Origin of the sequence: Methylobacterium sp. 092160098-2 (genome assembly GCF_028920805.1) — a bacterium.
GTDB lineage: Bacteria > Pseudomonadota > Alphaproteobacteria > Rhizobiales > Beijerinckiaceae > Methylobacterium > Methylobacterium fujisawaense.
In genome coordinates this window covers 3,899,507-3,914,833 of the sequence record NZ_JAQPZJ010000001.1, presented here as the reverse complement: position 1 = coordinate 3,914,833, position 15,327 = coordinate 3,899,507, and the positions used below count along the sequence as shown (strand labels likewise).

Annotated in this window: 14 protein-coding genes; 6 read left to right on the top strand and 8 right to left on the bottom strand. The window is 67.4% G+C overall.

The features are described from left to right. The first annotated feature begins 166 nt into the window (after positions 1-166). Both frc and PQI07_RS18355 read left to right on the top strand, forming a co-directional pair. Positions 167-1,444 carry a formyl-CoA transferase gene (gene frc / locus PQI07_RS18360; RefSeq protein WP_043351422.1) on the top strand — a complete coding sequence of 426 codons (1,278 nt, stop codon included), beginning with the start codon at positions 167-169 and terminating at the stop codon, positions 1,442-1,444. Positions 1,445-1,626: 182 nt separating this feature from the next. Continuing rightward, positions 1,627-2,559 carry a methionyl-tRNA formyltransferase gene (locus PQI07_RS18355; protein WP_075380388.1) on the top strand — a complete coding sequence of 311 codons (933 nt, stop codon included), beginning with the start codon at positions 1,627-1,629 and terminating at the stop codon, positions 2,557-2,559. A gap of 76 nt (positions 2,560-2,635) precedes the next feature. Here PQI07_RS18355 and PQI07_RS18350 read toward each other — a convergent pair whose 3' ends face one another. Then, positions 2,636-3,307, bottom strand: a complete 672-nt coding sequence (locus tag PQI07_RS18350) for a class II aldolase/adducin family protein (protein ID WP_043757949.1) — start codon at positions 3,305-3,307, stop codon at positions 2,636-2,638. 100 nt (positions 3,308-3,407) lie between these two features. Next, the gene (gene oxlT / locus PQI07_RS18345) at positions 3,408-4,685 is read right to left on the bottom strand and encodes an oxalate/formate MFS antiporter (protein WP_075380389.1); all 1,278 of its coding nucleotides are present in this window, start codon (positions 4,683-4,685) and stop codon (positions 3,408-3,410) included. Positions 4,686-5,165: 480 nt separating this feature from the next. Between oxlT and PQI07_RS18340 the strand changes: the two genes are divergently transcribed. The 4 genes from PQI07_RS18340 (at position 5,166) to PQI07_RS18325 (ending at position 8,230) form a co-directional block, all read left to right on the top strand. After that, positions 5,166-5,858: a GntR family transcriptional regulator gene (locus tag PQI07_RS18340; RefSeq protein WP_043357745.1), complete on the top strand. Its 693-nt coding sequence runs from the start codon at positions 5,166-5,168 to the stop codon at positions 5,856-5,858. A 414-nt stretch (positions 5,859-6,272) separates the two neighbouring features. Next, positions 6,273-6,425 (top strand): hypothetical protein, encoded by a 153-nt coding sequence (locus PQI07_RS18335; protein WP_167380416.1) that lies wholly within the window; start codon positions 6,273-6,275, stop codon positions 6,423-6,425. 109 nt (positions 6,426-6,534) lie between these two features. Beyond that, positions 6,535-7,608 carry an HD-GYP domain-containing protein gene (locus PQI07_RS18330; protein WP_274927139.1) on the top strand — a complete coding sequence of 358 codons (1,074 nt, stop codon included), beginning with the start codon at positions 6,535-6,537 and terminating at the stop codon, positions 7,606-7,608. A gap of 166 nt (positions 7,609-7,774) precedes the next feature. Next, a complete protein-coding gene (locus PQI07_RS18325) occupies positions 7,775-8,230 on the top strand; it encodes a CAP domain-containing protein (protein WP_210274774.1) in 456 nt (151 codons plus the stop codon). A gap of 11 nt (positions 8,231-8,241) precedes the next feature. Here the strand turns inward: PQI07_RS18325 and recJ are convergent, their stop codons facing one another. From recJ to PQI07_RS18295, 6 genes are all read right to left on the bottom strand, one after another. After that, entirely contained in the window at positions 8,242-10,059 is a 1,818-nt protein-coding gene (gene recJ / locus PQI07_RS18320; RefSeq protein WP_274927138.1) for a single-stranded-DNA-specific exonuclease RecJ, read from the bottom strand. A 132-nt stretch (positions 10,060-10,191) separates the two neighbouring features. Continuing rightward, a complete protein-coding gene (locus PQI07_RS18315) occupies positions 10,192-11,589 on the bottom strand; it encodes an NAD(P)(+) transhydrogenase (Re/Si-specific) subunit beta (RefSeq protein WP_043357739.1) in 1,398 nt (465 codons plus the stop codon). A gap of 4 nt (positions 11,590-11,593) precedes the next feature. After that, a complete protein-coding gene (locus PQI07_RS18310; protein WP_192707681.1) occupies positions 11,594-12,049 on the bottom strand; it encodes a proton-translocating transhydrogenase family protein in 456 nt (151 codons plus the stop codon). A gap of 24 nt (positions 12,050-12,073) precedes the next feature. Continuing rightward, a complete protein-coding gene (locus PQI07_RS18305; RefSeq protein ID WP_043357735.1) occupies positions 12,074-13,291 on the bottom strand; it encodes a Re/Si-specific NAD(P)(+) transhydrogenase subunit alpha in 1,218 nt (405 codons plus the stop codon). A 207-nt stretch (positions 13,292-13,498) separates the two neighbouring features. Continuing rightward, positions 13,499-13,792, bottom strand: a complete 294-nt coding sequence (locus PQI07_RS18300; RefSeq protein ID WP_043357734.1) for an aa3-type cytochrome c oxidase subunit IV — start codon at positions 13,790-13,792, stop codon at positions 13,499-13,501. Positions 13,793-13,914: 122 nt separating this feature from the next. Then, positions 13,915-15,276: an ABC1 kinase family protein gene (locus PQI07_RS18295; protein ID WP_274927137.1), complete on the bottom strand. Its 1,362-nt coding sequence runs from the start codon at positions 15,274-15,276 to the stop codon at positions 13,915-13,917. Positions 15,277-15,327 lie beyond the last annotated feature (51 nt).

The window sequence follows — 15,327 nt, the reverse complement described above, 5'->3', positions numbered from 1 at the left end:
GCGCATTGGGAGGGATAGCAGACATGATCCGTTCGAGGATGAGAGGTCCCTGCCCCGGCGTCGCACGTTGCCCGTCACCGACCCGTGCAGGCAGCATGCCGGCATTCCGCGCGGCCTGAGCCGCCCTCCGACATTCCCGAATCCGACTCCAGCTCCGAGACCGATCATGACCAAGGCCCTCGAAGGCGTCCGCATCCTGGACTTCACCCACGTTCAATCCGGCCCGACCTGCACGCAGCTCCTGGCTTGGTTCGGTGCAGACGTCATCAAGGTGGAACGGCCGGGTGTCGGCGACGCCACGCGTCAGCAGCTTCAGGACATTCCTGACGTGGACAGCCTCTATTTCACGATGCTGAACCACAACAAGCGCTCGATCACGCTGGATTCGAAGAATCCGAAGGGCAAGGAGGTCCTCTGGCGCCTCATCAAGGAATGCGACGTCCTGGTCGAGAACTTCGCACCCGGCGCGCTCGCCCGCATGGGCCTCACCTGGGAGAAGATCCACGAGGCCAACCCGCGCATGATCCTGGCCTCCGTGAAGGGCTTCGGTCCCGGCCGCTACGAGGACTGCAAAGTCTACGAGAACGTCGCGCAATGCGCCGGCGGCTCGGCCTCGACCACGGGCTTCCGGGACGGTATCCCGATGGTGACGGGGGCGCAGATCGGTGATTCCGGAACGGGTCTGCACCTCGCGCTCGGCATCGTCACGGCGCTGTATCACCGGACCCAGAGCGGCCTCGGCCAGAAGGTCGACTGCGCGATGCAGGACGGCGTGCTCAACCTGTGCCGGGTGAAGCTGCGCGATCAGCAGAGGCTCGAGCACGGGCCGCTGAAGGAATACAGCCAGTTCGGTGAAGGCATCCCGTTCGGCGAGGCGACTCCGCGCGCCGGCAACGATTCCGGCGGCGGTCAGCCGGGCCGCATCCTGCGCTGCAAGGGCTGGGAGCAGGATCCGAACGCCTACATCTACGTGATCACCCAGGCCGCCGTGTGGGAGCCGATCTGCGACATCATCGGCGAGCCGAGCTGGAAGACCGACCCGAACTACGCCACGCCGAAGGCCCGACTGCCGCATCTCAACGAGATCTTCACGCGGATCGAGGCGTGGACGATGAAGGTGTCCAAGTTCGAGGTGATGGACACGCTGAACAAGTACGACATCCCCTGCGGCCCGATCCTGTCCATGAAGGAGATCGCCGAGGACGAGTCGCTGCGGAAGACCGGCACGATCGTCGAGGTCGACCATCCGACGCGCGGCAAGTACCTGACGGTGGGCAATCCCATCAAGCTGTCGGCGAGCCCGAGCGACGTGAAGCGCTCCCCGCTGCTCGGTGAGCATACCGAGGAGATCCTGCGCAGCGTGCTGGGCTATTCCGAGGCCGAGGTCGGTGAAATCTCCGAGTCCGGCGCGATCGGCGTCGTTCAGAAGATCGCCGCAGAGTGAGCGGCGTGCGGCGATCCCTGGCTCCGGCCTGGGTTCGCCGCCGTCGTGTCCGGGGCCGCACCGTCCCGGACTTCGGATGACGCCGTCCGACCAACGGGGCACGACCGTTCGCCGCCGCGCCCCGCGCTCCGACCGTCCCTTTCCCGGGCCGCCATGGGCCCGGTCGAAGACCAGGAGATTGCATGCGCATCGCCTTCATCGGCCAACAGGATTTCGGCAAGGCGGTCCTGGAGGCGTTCCTCAAGCGAGGCGATGAGGTCGCCGCGGTGTTCTGCGCGCCCGAGAAGCCCGGCGCCAAGCCGGACGTCCTCAAGACCGCGGCGGTCGAGAAGGGGTTGACGGTCTTCCAGTTCCCCAGCCTGAAGAGTCCCGAGGCCGAGGCCGCGATGCGCGGGCTCGATGCCGACATCGGCATCATGGCCTACGTGCTGCAATTCGCGCCCCAGAGCTTCGTCAACATCCCGAAGCACGGCACCATCCAGTATCATCCGAGCCTGCTGCCGCGGTATCGTGGGCCGTCCTCGATCAACTGGCCGATCGCCCGCGGCGAGCTGCAGACCGGCCTCACGATCTTCCGGCCCACCGACGGGCTCGATGAAGGGCCGGTGATCCTGCAGAAGACCTGCCCGATCGGCGCCGATGCGACGCTGGGCGACGTCTACTTCGACAACCTGTTCCCGATGGGCGTCGAGGCGATGCTCGAGGCGGCCGATCTCGTCGTTGCGGGAGAGCATGTCGAGATCGACCAGGATGAGGATGCCGCCAGCTACGAGGGCTGGTTCCGGGGGGCGGAGGCGGAGATCCACTGGTCCGCCCATGCCGAGCAGATCTACAACCTGATCCGCGCGGCCAATCCGGCGCCGGGCGCCTGGACGACGCTCGACGGCAAGAAGCTCCAGATCTTCGATTCCACCCTGCATCGGGTCCGTAAGCTCGGCGATGTCGTGGGCAAGCCCGGCGAGGTGATCGCCATCGACGACGCGGGGTTCAGCGTTTGCGCGCAGGGTGGTCGGATCGAGATCCGCAAGGTCAAGGCGGAGGGCGGCAAGAAGATCGCGGCCGCCGCGTTCGCCCAGGAGGTCGGGCTGGCGGTCGGGCAGGTGCTCGGGCGGTAGGATGCCCGCGCCGGCGGTGGAGCGCATCCGACCTTAGACGGCGCGGCGCCCGACCGATCCCGCGGGGGCCTCTCGGCTACGCGGTCGTTGAGCCTGTGCTCCCCGCCGCATTCAGCCCATAGCCGCGAAAGCGCTCGACGGTGATGCCGATCTCTTCATCGGACAGGACGATCGGCGTCCCGATCTGCCGGGCGACGGCGTATTGCTGGCAGAGGGTTTCCAGCTCGACGGCGAGCCAGAGGGCCTTCTCCAGATCGGTGCCGGCCGCGATCATGCCGTGGTTGGCGAGGAGGCAGACGTTGCGATCGGCCAGCGCCGTCAGGGCCAGGTCCGAGAGTTCAGCGGTGCCATAGGGCGCATACGGCGCGCAGCGCACGCTCGGGCCTCCGAAGGCGGCGATCATGTAATGGATCGCCGGTATCGCCTGACCGCACATGGCGAAAGCGGTGCAGTAGACCGGATGTGCGTGGACCACCGCACCGAATTCCGGACGGGACACCAGGATGTCCCGATGGAAGCGCCATTCCGAAGAGGGCTTCTGATCCGGCGGGTGGGTGCCGTCGAATGCCATCGGGACCACATCGTCCGGTCCCGTCCTGTCGGTGGGCATGCCGGAGGGTGTGATCAGGAGCCCATCGCGGAACCGCACCGAGACGTTCCCCGACGTCCCGCGGTTCAGCCCCTGGGCGTCGAGCGCCCGTGCCGCCGCCACGACGCTCTCCCGCGCGATCCGCTCGTCCCTATCCATACCCGATCTCCGGAAAGCCCGGTCCCCGGTATGCAGGAAGCCCGGCGCCGTAAAGACGGCGCCGGGCTCATTCTCGTCGGTTCGTGTCGCCTGGACCGCGTTACTGGGCCAGGACCGGCGCGAGGCTCGCCTCGGGCTTCTTGGTATAGGCGGCCCGCATCGGCTTCAGGACGAAGAGCGCCAGAAGGGCCGCGACGATGTTGAGGGCCGCTGCCGCCAGGAACACCGCGTGCCAGCTCCCGGTCATGGTCGTGAGCACGCTGGTATAGGGGACGATCAGCGCCGCCGTACCCTTGGCCGTATAGAGCAGGCCGGCATTGGTGGCGGCGTATTTCGAGCCGAACGTGTCTCCGCAGGTCGCCGGGAACAGGGAGTAGATCTCACCCCAGGCAAAGAACACGAGACCGGTCAGAAGCACGAAGGCGATCGGGTTCTGGCCGAACTGGCTGAGCGCGTAGATGCCCAGGCCTTCGATCGCGAAGGACAGGAACATCGTGTTCTCGCGGCCGATATGGTCGGAGACCCAGCCGAAGAACGGACGCGTCACGCCGTTGAGCACCCGGTCGAGCGTGGCCGCGAAGGTCAGCGCCGGCAGCGTGATCCCGAGCAGCGAGACCGGAACGTCGGCGATCTTGAAGTCCTTGGCGATCGGGCCGAGCTGCGCGGTGGCCATCAGGCCGCCGGCCGCCATCATGACGAACATCGCGTACATGACCCAGAAGATCGGCGTGCGGACCATCTCGGAGGGCTTGTAGTCGCGCTTCGACTGGCTGACCCGGGCGATCTCCGGAACCTGCCCCTTCGCGGGCGACCGCAGGAACAGGGCGATGAGCATCACGATGACGCCCTGCCCGATACCGAAGTAGAAGAACGCCGCCTCGTAGCCCTGCGACTTGATCATGGCCTGGATCGGCACGACGGTCAGGGCCGAGCCCGCGCCGAAGCCCATCGCGGTGATGCCCGCGGCGAGGCCGCGGCGATCGGGAAACCACTTCAGCGAATTGCCGACGCAGGTTCCGTAGACCGCACCGGCGCCGGTGCCGCCGATCGCGGCCGCGATGTACAGCACGGTGAGCGAGTCGGCGTAGGAGTTGATCACCCAGGCGATGCCGCAGAGCAGGCCGCCGAACAGCGTGACGATCCGCGGGCCGTACTTGTCGACGAACCAGCCCTCGATCGGGACCAGCCACGTCTCGGTGACGACGAACAGCGTGAACGCCACCTGGATCGCCGCGCGATCCCAGCCGTGCCGCTCCTGCATCGGGTTCACGAAGAAGGTCCAACCGTACTGCATGTTGGCGATCATGCACATGCAGACCACGCCGAAGGCGAGTTGCAGCCATCGGCCACGCCCCGCCGGTTTGACGATCTCGGACATACCCATCCCTCCTTGGCAGTATTATTGTTGGGGTCTGTGCTCAGACCGGCTGTATGCCCTGCCGCGGCCCAGCTTGGCAGAACAAGATGACCGGGATTCTTTGAAAAATTCTTGGCCCGCAGGCAAATTAAGTCTCAAGTACTCGAGCATCCGCATTGGACTCAGCAGCGCGGGACTGATGGTCGACGGTATGCCAGCAGGATGGTGCTGGTATCCCTCCGGGCTGTCAATCGAACCGGCATAAAAATACACGTTTCGGCGCCGGGATTAAAACCGATCGGCCGAACGTGCGGCCAAAATGGCGAATGGGGAGCCGCGCCTGCACAACTTCCGCGGGGCGAAAAGTCGGCAAAGCTCACAGGTCTGTGGGGCCGCCCCGCAATTGACTAGGATCTGGCCAAGGTTTGGGTTAGTCCGCTTGGGAGCGCACGACAGAGAATGCGTGCGAGACATCATACGTGTGAGCTGACTGGACGAGGGATGTCGAATTCCGAACCGCTGAGCGTGAAGCCCATCGTCGCCAGCTCCAGTCTCCGGACCTTGGCCTACGAGGCGCTCAAGACAGCCATCACCAACATGGACATCTACGGACGTCCGGACGAGGTCCGCCTCGACGAGCGGAAGCTGTCGCAGGATCTCGGCGTCAGCCGGACGCCCGTGCGCGAGGCCCTGACGGTTCTGGAGCAGGAAGGCTTCGTCCGGTCCGAGGCGCGGCGCGGTGTCTTCGTGATCAAGAAGAACAAGCGCGAGATCGTCAGCATGATCCACGCCTGGACGGCGCTGGAAAGCATGGCGGCTCGCCTCGCCTGCACCCGCGCCACCGATGCCCAGCTTCGCGCCCTGCGCGAGTCCTTCCCGGAATTCTTCGAAGGACAGCCCTCAGAGCACATCGATGAGTACTCGGACGCGAACATCCGCTTCCATCAACGCATCATCGCTCTGGGACACTGCGATGCGATTGCCGATCTGACCAGTAATCTCCTGATGCATGTGCGGGGCATCCGCAGCACGGCGCTCCGGCAGGGCGACCGGGCCGAGCGTTCGATCCGGGAGCACGTCGCCATCATCTCGGCTCTGGAAGCCCGAGATGCCGACCTGGCAGAGCGTCTCGTGCGCGAGCATGGCCTCGGGCTGGCTCAGCACGTCGACACCTACGGCGACTACCTGGACTGATCGGCGTCGAGACCGTCCCACAGGGTCCGTTTCGACCGACAAAGCCTCGCCGACCGCTTTGCCGACCGCATCGGGAATCGTCGGCGAGGGCCGCACGGTCGTGCGCTTCGGCTGCGACAGCACCGACCGACCCGGTGGTCTGAACCCCGACCGAGTGCTGGTTACAAATTAAATCGCGCACAAGCGTTGCCGCACTGCAAAAATTTTGAAAGGCGCGAAGTCTCTGTGCGCTACTCTCAACTGCGAGCGTGGCGCATGCGATGTGCGGCTTCTGTGCGGAATGCGGTCTCATCTCCGCCTTCCATGCATAGGCCGCATGAACGGTATTCGTTATCTGGCATACCAGTTTGCGTGGCGGCATGACATCTCTCGCACCGCAACATATCGCGGTGCCCGGCCGCCCTGGAGAGTCCGATGATCGCCAGCTTCCTCGCCATCTTTGTCGCTTTCGCCGTTTGCCAGGCGCTGCTGACCGTGAAGTTCGCCGACTTTCTGAGCTCCGAGCGCACGTCCGGTCGTTCGACCGTCGCACCGACCGGCGACGTCGCCTCCGCCAAGCTGGCCTGACGCGATCCGTCGATGTTTCGGTGAGGGCGCCGAGCACGGTTAACGCTTTCCTCAAAACTTGCGCGTAGGGTAAATGGATCGTTGACCCTGCGGGCGAGGAGCGACCGCGTTGGCCCTCGGCGCCGCATCGCGATTCTCGGACGGCCCCTACGTCCTTCTGATTTCGGATCGCCCATCCGAGCAGAGAGCCCTTGAGCGCGCGATCGCGCTGGTGATGGATTGCCGGGCGCTCTCGCCGGGCGCGCCGATCCCGGCCGAGCGGCCCCACCTCGTAATTCTGGATCTTCCACCGGTCCAAGCCGCAACGTTGCGGACCACTCTCGACCGGTACAGGCCGTCACTCCCGCTCCTGGTTCTCGTACGCGGCGAGCCCATGGCGGGGGCGTCCAACCTCCGCCAGCTCCCCGCCGCGGCACCGCGCCAGATCGTCCTGGCGAATGTCTTCGCCATGATCGAGGAGGCGACGCGGTCGGCCGAGGCGCGTCGGCGACAGCTCGCGGAGCGCGTCACGGGTGCCACCGCAATCGTCGCGGACCTGTTCGACAGCGCCGCCCTCGGCGCCCGACTCCGCCGTGCCGACGTGGAGCGGGGAACCGAGCTGGTCCTCGCTGCCGTTTCCGAGGTCGGCATCGGGGCGTGGCTCGCCGAAGTCTGGCGCCACGAGATCGGCGTCTATCAGCACACGCTCGGCGTCGCCGGACACGCTGCGACCTTCGGCGCGCAGATCGGCCTCAATCGGACCGACCTCGCGCGATTGGTTCGATCCGCGCTGCTGCACGACATCGGCAAGTCGCGCATTCCGGTCGAGATCCTCAACAAGCCGGGGCCGCTCAATCCTGAGGAGATGCGGCTCATGCAGCGCCATCCCGATATCGGCGCCGACCTGCTGGTCGCCCAGGGTGAGTTCGAGGCGGCAATCATCGATGTGGTCCGTCATCACCACGAGCGCCTGGACGGCAAAGGTTACCCCGACGGCCTGGCCGGCTCGGCCATCTCGGACCTCGTGCGCATCGTGACGATCTGCGACGTGTTCTCGGCCCTGACCGAGCGGCGCACGTATCGGCAATCGGCGACCCCCGCCGACGCCCTGGCGACGATGGTCGGCGGCACCGGTCATCTGGACTTGGATCTCCTCCGCGCCTTCGCACCCTCGATGCTGGCCGGCATGTCCCTGGCGGCGTGATCACGCCGGGTACGTGGCGCGCGTGCCACGCGCGAGTGCGGCATCGTGCGGGCGCGCCGCGTGCCGCGCTTTCGCCGCAACCGCCCTGGAGGGAGGCGGGTGTCTGTCACCGATCGCCGTCCGGACCGTGCCGAAATTCAAGTTCGCCCTCGCCGCCGCCCTTCTGATGAGCCTCACCGCATGCGGCGGCGTCTCCGTCATGCCGGATGCGTCCGTTGAGAATGCGACGCACACTGCCGTGCTCGACGAGGTCGCGGCCGCGGCCGCGATTTCGGCCTACCGGGTTCAGAACGGCCTGAGCCCCGTCGTGGTCGATCCGGTTCTCGTGAAGGCGGCGGCCTTCCAGGCCGGCAACAACGCGCGCCACGGCCAGCTCAGCCACGAGATCGGCGGCAGCTTCACGTCGCGCATGGCCTCCGTCGGTCTGGCGAAAGCCTGGGCGGCGGAGAATCTCAGTGCCGGCTCCGAGACCCTCGAGCAGGTGCTCGCCCGCTGGAAGGCGAGCCCCGAGCACAACAAGAATATGCTGCTGCCGCAGATCCGCAGGATCGGGATCGCCCGCGTGGATGCGCCGACCACGCGCTACAAGCGGTTCTGGGCCCTTGTCATGGCAGGAACCTGACGCAGCGGCTCTCAGGGGTCCGCCGGCGCCAGATCGACGATCCGGAGCTGGGCCCGCTCGGCCCCGCGCCAGCGGTCGCAGGACAGCGTTCCGGCCACGTGCAGTTCCCGACCGATCCCGTTCAGCAGCGCGAGGCCGAGGGGGCGCTCGGCGGCACGGAAGCAGATGGCGCCCACTGCCTGTCCGTCGCGGCTGCGCAGGCGGGCCCTGACATGGCTCGACCCGACCACGCCGGCATCGACCAGGCGATGGCGCCCGAGGGCGAAGATCGGCTCCGGCGCGCCCTGTCCGAACGGTCCGGCCTGCTGGAGCAGCCGGACCGTTTCCGCGGTAGCGCCCCCGGCGCTGAGTCCGCCATCGATCAGCAGGGCGTCGGCCGCCCGCGCCACGGTCACGCTCGCCCCCAGCAGCATGACGAGATGCGCCTCGAAGCGGGGGATGTCGTCGGTCCGCACGGTGACGCCGGCCGCCATGGCGTGTCCGCCCCCCTTGAGGGCGATCCCGGCCTCGACGCAGGCGCGCACCGCAAGCCCGAGATCCGACCCCGGGATCGAGCGCCCCGAGCCGGTGGCGCTGCCGTCGGGTCGGATCGCGAAGGCGAAGGCCGGGCGGTTGAACCGTTCCTTCAGGCGCGACGCGATGAGTCCGACGATGCCGGGATGCCATTCAGGACTGGCCGTGACCAGCACGGTGCGGGTCGGGTCGAGCGTCAGGGCACGGTCCATCTCGGCCTCGGCCTCGGAGACGGCCTGCGCCTCGATCGCCTGACGCTCGCGATTGAGGCGATCGAGGTCGGCGGCGATCCGGGCCGCTTCGTTCGGGTCCGCCGTCGTCAGAAGCCGGGCACCGAGGGCCGAATCGCCGATGCGGCCACCGGCATTGATGCGCGGCCCGAGGACGAAGCCGAGATGCCACGATTCCGGCGGTTCGCTCAGCGAGGCCGCGTCCAGCAGGGCCGCCAGGCCGATGCGGCCGCGATGGCGCATCACCGTCAGGCCCTGCGTCACGAAGGCCCGGTTGAGACCGGTGAGGGGCACGACGTCGGCCACGGTCGCCAGCGCTACGAGGTCGAGGGCATCGGTGAGCTGCGGTTCGGGGCGGTCCGGCCCGAAGAAGCCCTCCAGCCGCAGGGCACGGTTCAGTGCCACCAGGGTGAGGAACACGATCCCGGCGGCACAGAGATGGCCGAGGCCCGACAGGTCGTCGAGGCGGTTGGGATTGACCACGGCGCGGGCCGGCGGCAGCACCTCGGAGGCCGCATGATGGTCGAGGACGATCACGTCGAGGCCCGATTTCTCGGCTTCTTCCAGAGGCGCGTGGCCGCTCGTGCCGCAATCGACGCAGACCAGAAGCGTCGCGCCGTCCGCCGCCAATGCGGTGATCGCAGCGATGTTGGGGCCGTAGCCCTCGGTGATCCGATCGGGGATGTGGATCGGAGCCCTCAGGCCCACACCGCGCAGGTAGCCAGCGAGCAGGGCCGCGCTCGCGGCGCCGTCCACGTCGTAGTCGCCGAAGACCGCCACCGTCTCGCCGCGGCGCACGGCCCGGACGAGCCGGCGGACGGCGGCGTCCATATCGAGCAGCGTATTCGGGTCCGGCATCAGGTCGCGCAGACGCGGCGCAAGGTGGCGCGGCGCGGCCTCCGGACCGATCCCGCGCCCTGCCAGCACACGGGCGAGCAATTCCGGCAGGCCGTGGGCCTGAACCATCTTGGCGATGTGATTCTGGACTGCCGCGCCGCCACAGCGCTCCTGCCAGCGCCGGCCGGTGATGGAGGCGGCGACCCCCAGGAAGGGCGGCAGATCGACGGAGAGCGGGGCGGATGACACGGATGCCACCCTACACCGGGTGGGCCGCGGAATCTTGCGCACCGCCGCAACAGCGTCGGCGAACGCGCGCCGTCGCAACGAAAAAGGGCGGGCATCGCTGCCCGCCCCGGAAATCCGCCCGAGACCCGGGCCTCAGAGCGACTTCAGGATGCTGTCGACGACCTTCTTGGCATCGCCGAACAGCATCATGGTGTTGTCCCGGAAGAACACCTCGTTCTCGACGCCCGCATAGCCGGAACCCATGCCGCGCTTGATGAACAGCACGGTCTTGGCCTTCTCCACATCGAGGATCGGCATTCCGTAGATCGGCGAAGCCTTGTCGGTCTTGGCCGCCGGATTGGTGACGTCGTTGGCGCCGATCACGAAGGCGACGTCCGCCTGCGGGAACTCGCCGTTGATGTCCTCCAGCTCGAAGACCTCATCGTAGGGCACGTTCGCCTCGGCGAGCAGCACGTTCATGTGGCCCGGCATGCGCCCCGCCACCGGGTGGATGGCGTACTTCACGTCGACGCCCTCCTTCTTGAGCATGTCGGCCATCTCGCGGAGCGAGTGCTGCGCCTGGGCGACCGCCATGCCGTAGCCCGGGACGATGATGACCCGCTCAGCATTCTTCATGATGTAGGCGGCGTCGTCGGCGGAGCCCTGCTTCACGGGGCGCGTCTCGACCTGGCCCGTGCCGGCCGCCGCGGTATCGCCGCCGAAGCCGCCCAGGATGACCGAGATGAACGACCGGTTCATCGCATGGCACATGATGTAGGACAGGATCGCACCCGAGGAGCCCACCAGCGAGCCGGTGATGATCAGCGCGAGGTTGCCCAGGGTGAAGCCGATGCCGGCTGCCGCCCAGCCCGAGTAGGAGTTCAGCATCGACACGACCACCGGCATGTCGGCGCCGCCGATCGGGATGATGATCAGGCCGCCGAGCACCAGCGCGGCGATGACGATCAGCCAGAAGATCGCCTTGGACTCGGTGCCGATGAACAGGGCGATGAGCAGGACGAGGCCGGCGGCCAGCAGCGCGTTGATGAGGTGACGCTGGGGCAGCATGATCGGCTTGCCGGACATGCGTCCGTCGAGCTTGGCGAAGGCGATCACCGAGCCGGTGAACGTGATGGCGCCGATGGCGACGCCCAGGCCCATCTCGAACAGCGACTGCTTGTGGAAGTGGCCGTTCTCGATGATGCCGAAGGCCTGCGGCGCGTAGAGCGCGCCGGCCGCCACGAAGACCGCGGCGAGACCGACCAGCGAGTGGAAGGCGGCCACGAGCTGCGGCATCGCGGTCATCGGCACGCGCTTGGCGATCACCGCGCCGGCGCCGCCGCCGATGCCGAGGCCGAGGAGCACGAGGATCCAGGCGCCGAACCCGGCCGGCGGGTGGCCGACCAGCGTGGTGAGGATCGCGAGACCCATGCCGACCATGCCGTACAGGTTGCCCTGCCGGGAGGTGGTGGGGTGCGAGAGCCCCCGCAGCGCCATGATGAACAGGACGCCGGCGACGATATAGAGAAGGGAGGAGACGTTCTCAGACACCGGCTCAGCCCTTCTTCTTGTACATGCCGAGCATGCGCTGCGTGACGAGGAAGCCCCCGAAGATGTTCACGCTGGCGAGCACGATGCCGATGAAGCCGAAGAACCGGGCCAGTCCGGTGCCCTTTTCGATCAGGGGAACGCCGACCGCCAGGATCGCGCCGACGATGATCACCGACGAGATCGCGTTGGTGACCGACATGAGCGGCGTGTGGAGCGCCGGCGTCACCGACCAGACCACGTAGTAGCCGACGAAGATCGCCAGCACGAAGATCGCGAGCCGGAACACCGTGGGATCCACGGCGCCGCCGGTCGCGGCACTGAGCCCGTGGCCCATGCCGTCGGCGATGACCTGTGCCTGGTCGGCGGCGTTGCGGGCCACCGCGGCCGCCGCGCGCGCGGCGTCGGCCAGCACGCGGGCCTGATCGGCCGCCTGATCGGGAGGGACGATGACGGTTGCCATTCTGCTACTCCTCTCGGCCGGGCTTCACTGTGCGCCGGCCGGAGCGGCCGTGCCGGTCTCCGGCTTGGCGAGCCCCACGGACGCGGCTTCCGAGGTCGCTCCCTCGGTCTTGGGCTGGAAGGATGCGTGGACGACCGAACCGCCGCGGGTGAGGTTCGTGGCCTTCACCAGCTCGTCGTCCCAGTTGATGGCGAGCGCTTTCGAGTCCTTGTCGATCAGGGTCTCGACGAAGGCGTAGAGATTGCGCGCATAGAGGCTCGAGGCTGTCGCGGCGAGGCGCCCCGGAACGTTGACGTGGCCGACGATCTTCACACCGCGGTCGTTGGTGACGACCTCACCGGCCTTGGCGCCGGCGACGTTGCCGCCACGCTCCACCGCGAGATCCACTAGGACCGAACCCGGCTTCATCGAGGCCACCATCTCCTCGGACACCAGCTTGGGAGCCGGGCGTCCGGGGATCAGCGCCGTGGTGATGACGATGTCCTGCTTGGCGATGTGGCCCTTGACGAGCTCCGCCTGCTTCTTCTGGTATTCGGCCGACATCTCCTTGGCGTAGCCACCTGCGGTCTCGGCCTGCTTGAACTCGTCGTCCTCGACGGCCACGAACTTGGCGCCGAGTGATTCGACCTGCTCCTTGGTGGCGGGCCGGACGTCGGTGGCCGTGACCACCGCGCCGAGGCGGCGGGCGGTCGCGATGGCCTGGAGACCGGCCACGCCGACGCCCATCACAAAGACGCGGGCGGCTGGCACCGTGCCTGCGGCGGTCATCATCATGGGCATCGCCCGCCCGTACTCGGCGGCACCATCGACGACCGCGCGGTAGCCGGCGAGGTTCGCCTGCGAGGACAGCACGTCCATCACCTGGGCCCGGGTGATGCGGGGCATCAACTCCATGGCGAAACCGTCGACGCCGGCCTCGGCCATCGCCTTCAGGGCCGCCTCGTTGCCGTAGGGGTCCATGATCGCGATCACGGTGGCGCCGCGCTTCAGCTGCGGCAGCTCCTCGGCGCTCGGTCGGCGGACCTTGAGCACGAGATCGGCGTCACCGGCGGCGTCGGCCGCGCTGCCAGCGATGCTGGCGCCGGCCGCCTCGTACTCGCTGTCGAGGATGCCGGCTCTCTTGCCCGCACCGGACTGCACCACGACGTCGGCACCGAGCGAAATGAACTTCTTGACGGTCTCAGGAACCGCGGCGACGCGCGGCTCCGCGGAGTCCGTCTCGGACAGCACAGCAATGCGCATGCGAGGGTTCCCCTGGAAAAGCTCGGCCTTCGAATGCGCGAACCGGCGACGCTTTTCGAGAGGCGGATCTACGATACCGCGTTGGAAGCGGCCGGAATGTAACTTGTGCTCAATTTAATTGCCAACAATGCGTCAGCGGCCCGCTCGGCGAATGCGAGCGAGCTCCTCATCCGAGGCAGCCGGCGAACCGGCCGCTCGGGCCTCGCCTCAGGCGAAGAACAGGTAGAGGACGAGGAGGATGCCCACGACCAGCGGCGCACGCCAGCCCACGGCCGGCGCCAGGGCACCGACGGCTCCTGCCGCTCCGGCCACGATCACGCCGACGATGGCCAGCAGCCAAGCCTCGCGGATTCCGCCGATCGCAAGGGCCAGGACCCAGCAGATCACAACGCCGGTGGCAATTTCGACGAACCGGACGAACCCGCGATAGGTCTGTTCGTGAGTCCTCGCGTCCATCGCCGGGCTGTAGGTGTGCCCGGCCACCGTGTCACTCTCGGCCATCGTGCGCTCGTTTCCCTAAGACGCGACTTCTTGCGGTCAGGGTCGGATGTAGCTCAAGCGTTTATCTGCCGCAATCGGACGCACGCAAGTTGATCGCTCTCTCGGTGGATCTTCGATCCCGATCAGACCGGTTCCGGCAATCCCGCCTCGGCGAGGGCCCGGCCCTGGCGATCCGACAATTCGTCCAGCGAGAAATACTCGATCTCGGCCTCGAACAACCGGTGGTAGTTGAGTTCCGACCTGAGGTGGAGAAACACCGCGCCGAGTCCGACGGCGGCGCGGTCCATGAAGACGAATTCCTGCGGAACGGTGACGGGTCCGCGCTCCTTCAGCGCCTGGTGGACCTGGAAGGCCTGCCGCCGGCCATATTCTCCGGGCTTCACCCCGTCCGCGACCGTGCGGGTACGATCCTCCAGCAGGGGGCCGTAGATGAATCGGGCCCAGATGTTCAGGATCTCGATCTTCTCCTTGTCGAGGTCCTTGAAGCCCCACACCTCGTAGGCGTGGACGATGCGGGCCTCGTCGTTCTCCAAGAGGCCGCGATACAGATCCACGACACCGCCCACGAATCGCGGATGGAAGATGCGGACGCAGCCGTAATCGAGCAGGTTGATGCCCGCAGCCTCGCCGCCCTCTGAGAAAACGGTGTAATTGCCGAGATGCGGATCGCCGTGGATCACGGCCGCGCGGCTGAACGGGTGCCACCACGCCTTGAACATCGCCTGGGCGATCCGGTTGCGCACCTCCACCGGCTCGTCGGCGAAGCCCAGGATCTTGTCTCCGTCGAGCCAGCTGAGCGTCAGGAGGCGCTTGGTGGAGAGGTCCGGAAAGACCCGGGGCACGCGCACCGCCGCGATGTCCTTCAGCACGGCCCCGTAGAGTGCCGCGTGCTTGGCCTCACGTTCGTAGTCGAGTTCCTCGCGGACCCGGGCGCCGATCTCCTTGGCGATCTCGCGGGTGTCGAGCCACGTGTTCATCCGGCGATGCAGCGCGAAGGCGACTTCCAGCTGCTTCAGGTCGGCCTCCACGGCCGATTGCATGTCCGGATACTGAAGCTTGCAGGCGAGCCGTTCACCATCCTGGGCGGTTGCACGGTGCACTTGGCCCAACGAGGCGGCGGCTGCGGGTTTGAGGTCGAAGCTCCCGAAGCGGCTCTGCCACCCGGCTCCGAGTTCCGACTGCATCCGGCGCCGGACGAAGGCCGCGCCCATCGGCGGCGCGTCGGCCTGGAGCTTCTGCAACTCGGTGGCGTATTCGGGGGGCAGGAGGTCGGGAACGGTGGCCAGCAACTGCGCCACCTTCATGATCGGACCTTTCAGGCCGCCCAGCGCCTGCGCGAGGGCGGCCGCATTGGTCGTGCCCTCCTTCCCGAACAGCCGTGCCATGGCCATGCGAGCGGCTACGCCGCCGACATTGGCGCCCACGCTGGCGTAGCGCCCGGCACGGGCGGAGAAGCGGTTGGCTTCGCGGTCGGTCTCGGCCATCTCTCGATCTGCTTGTCGTGTGATGATCCGGAGATAAGCCGCGCCCCCGCG

Excerpts from the sequence above, each read along its gene's own strand:
- frc (WP_043351422.1), top strand. The coding sequence starts at position 167 with ATGACCAAGGCCCTCGAAGGCGTCCGCATCCTGGACTTCACCCACGTT.
- PQI07_RS18355 (WP_075380388.1), top strand. The coding sequence starts at position 1,627 with ATGCGCATCGCCTTCATCGGCCAACAGGATTTCGGCAAGGCGGTCCTG.
- PQI07_RS18350 (WP_043757949.1), bottom strand. The coding sequence starts at position 3,307 with ATGGATAGGGACGAGCGGATCGCGCGGGAGAGCGTCGTGGCGGCGGCA.
- oxlT (WP_075380389.1), bottom strand. The coding sequence starts at position 4,685 with ATGTCCGAGATCGTCAAACCGGCGGGGCGTGGCCGATGGCTGCAACTC.
- PQI07_RS18340 (WP_043357745.1), top strand. The coding sequence starts at position 5,166 with ATGTCGAATTCCGAACCGCTGAGCGTGAAGCCCATCGTCGCCAGCTCC.
- PQI07_RS18335 (WP_167380416.1), top strand. The coding sequence starts at position 6,273 with ATGATCGCCAGCTTCCTCGCCATCTTTGTCGCTTTCGCCGTTTGCCAG.
- PQI07_RS18325 (WP_210274774.1), top strand. The coding sequence starts at position 7,775 with ATGAGCCTCACCGCATGCGGCGGCGTCTCCGTCATGCCGGATGCGTCC.
- PQI07_RS18310 (WP_192707681.1), bottom strand. The coding sequence starts at position 12,049 with ATGGCAACCGTCATCGTCCCTCCCGATCAGGCGGCCGATCAGGCCCGC.
- PQI07_RS18305 (WP_043357735.1), bottom strand. The coding sequence starts at position 13,291 with ATGCGCATTGCTGTGCTGTCCGAGACGGACTCCGCGGAGCCGCGCGTC.
- PQI07_RS18300 (WP_043357734.1), bottom strand. The coding sequence starts at position 13,792 with ATGGCCGAGAGTGACACGGTGGCCGGGCACACCTACAGCCCGGCGATG.
- PQI07_RS18295 (WP_274927137.1), bottom strand. The coding sequence starts at position 15,276 with ATGGCCGAGACCGACCGCGAAGCCAACCGCTTCTCCGCCCGTGCCGGG.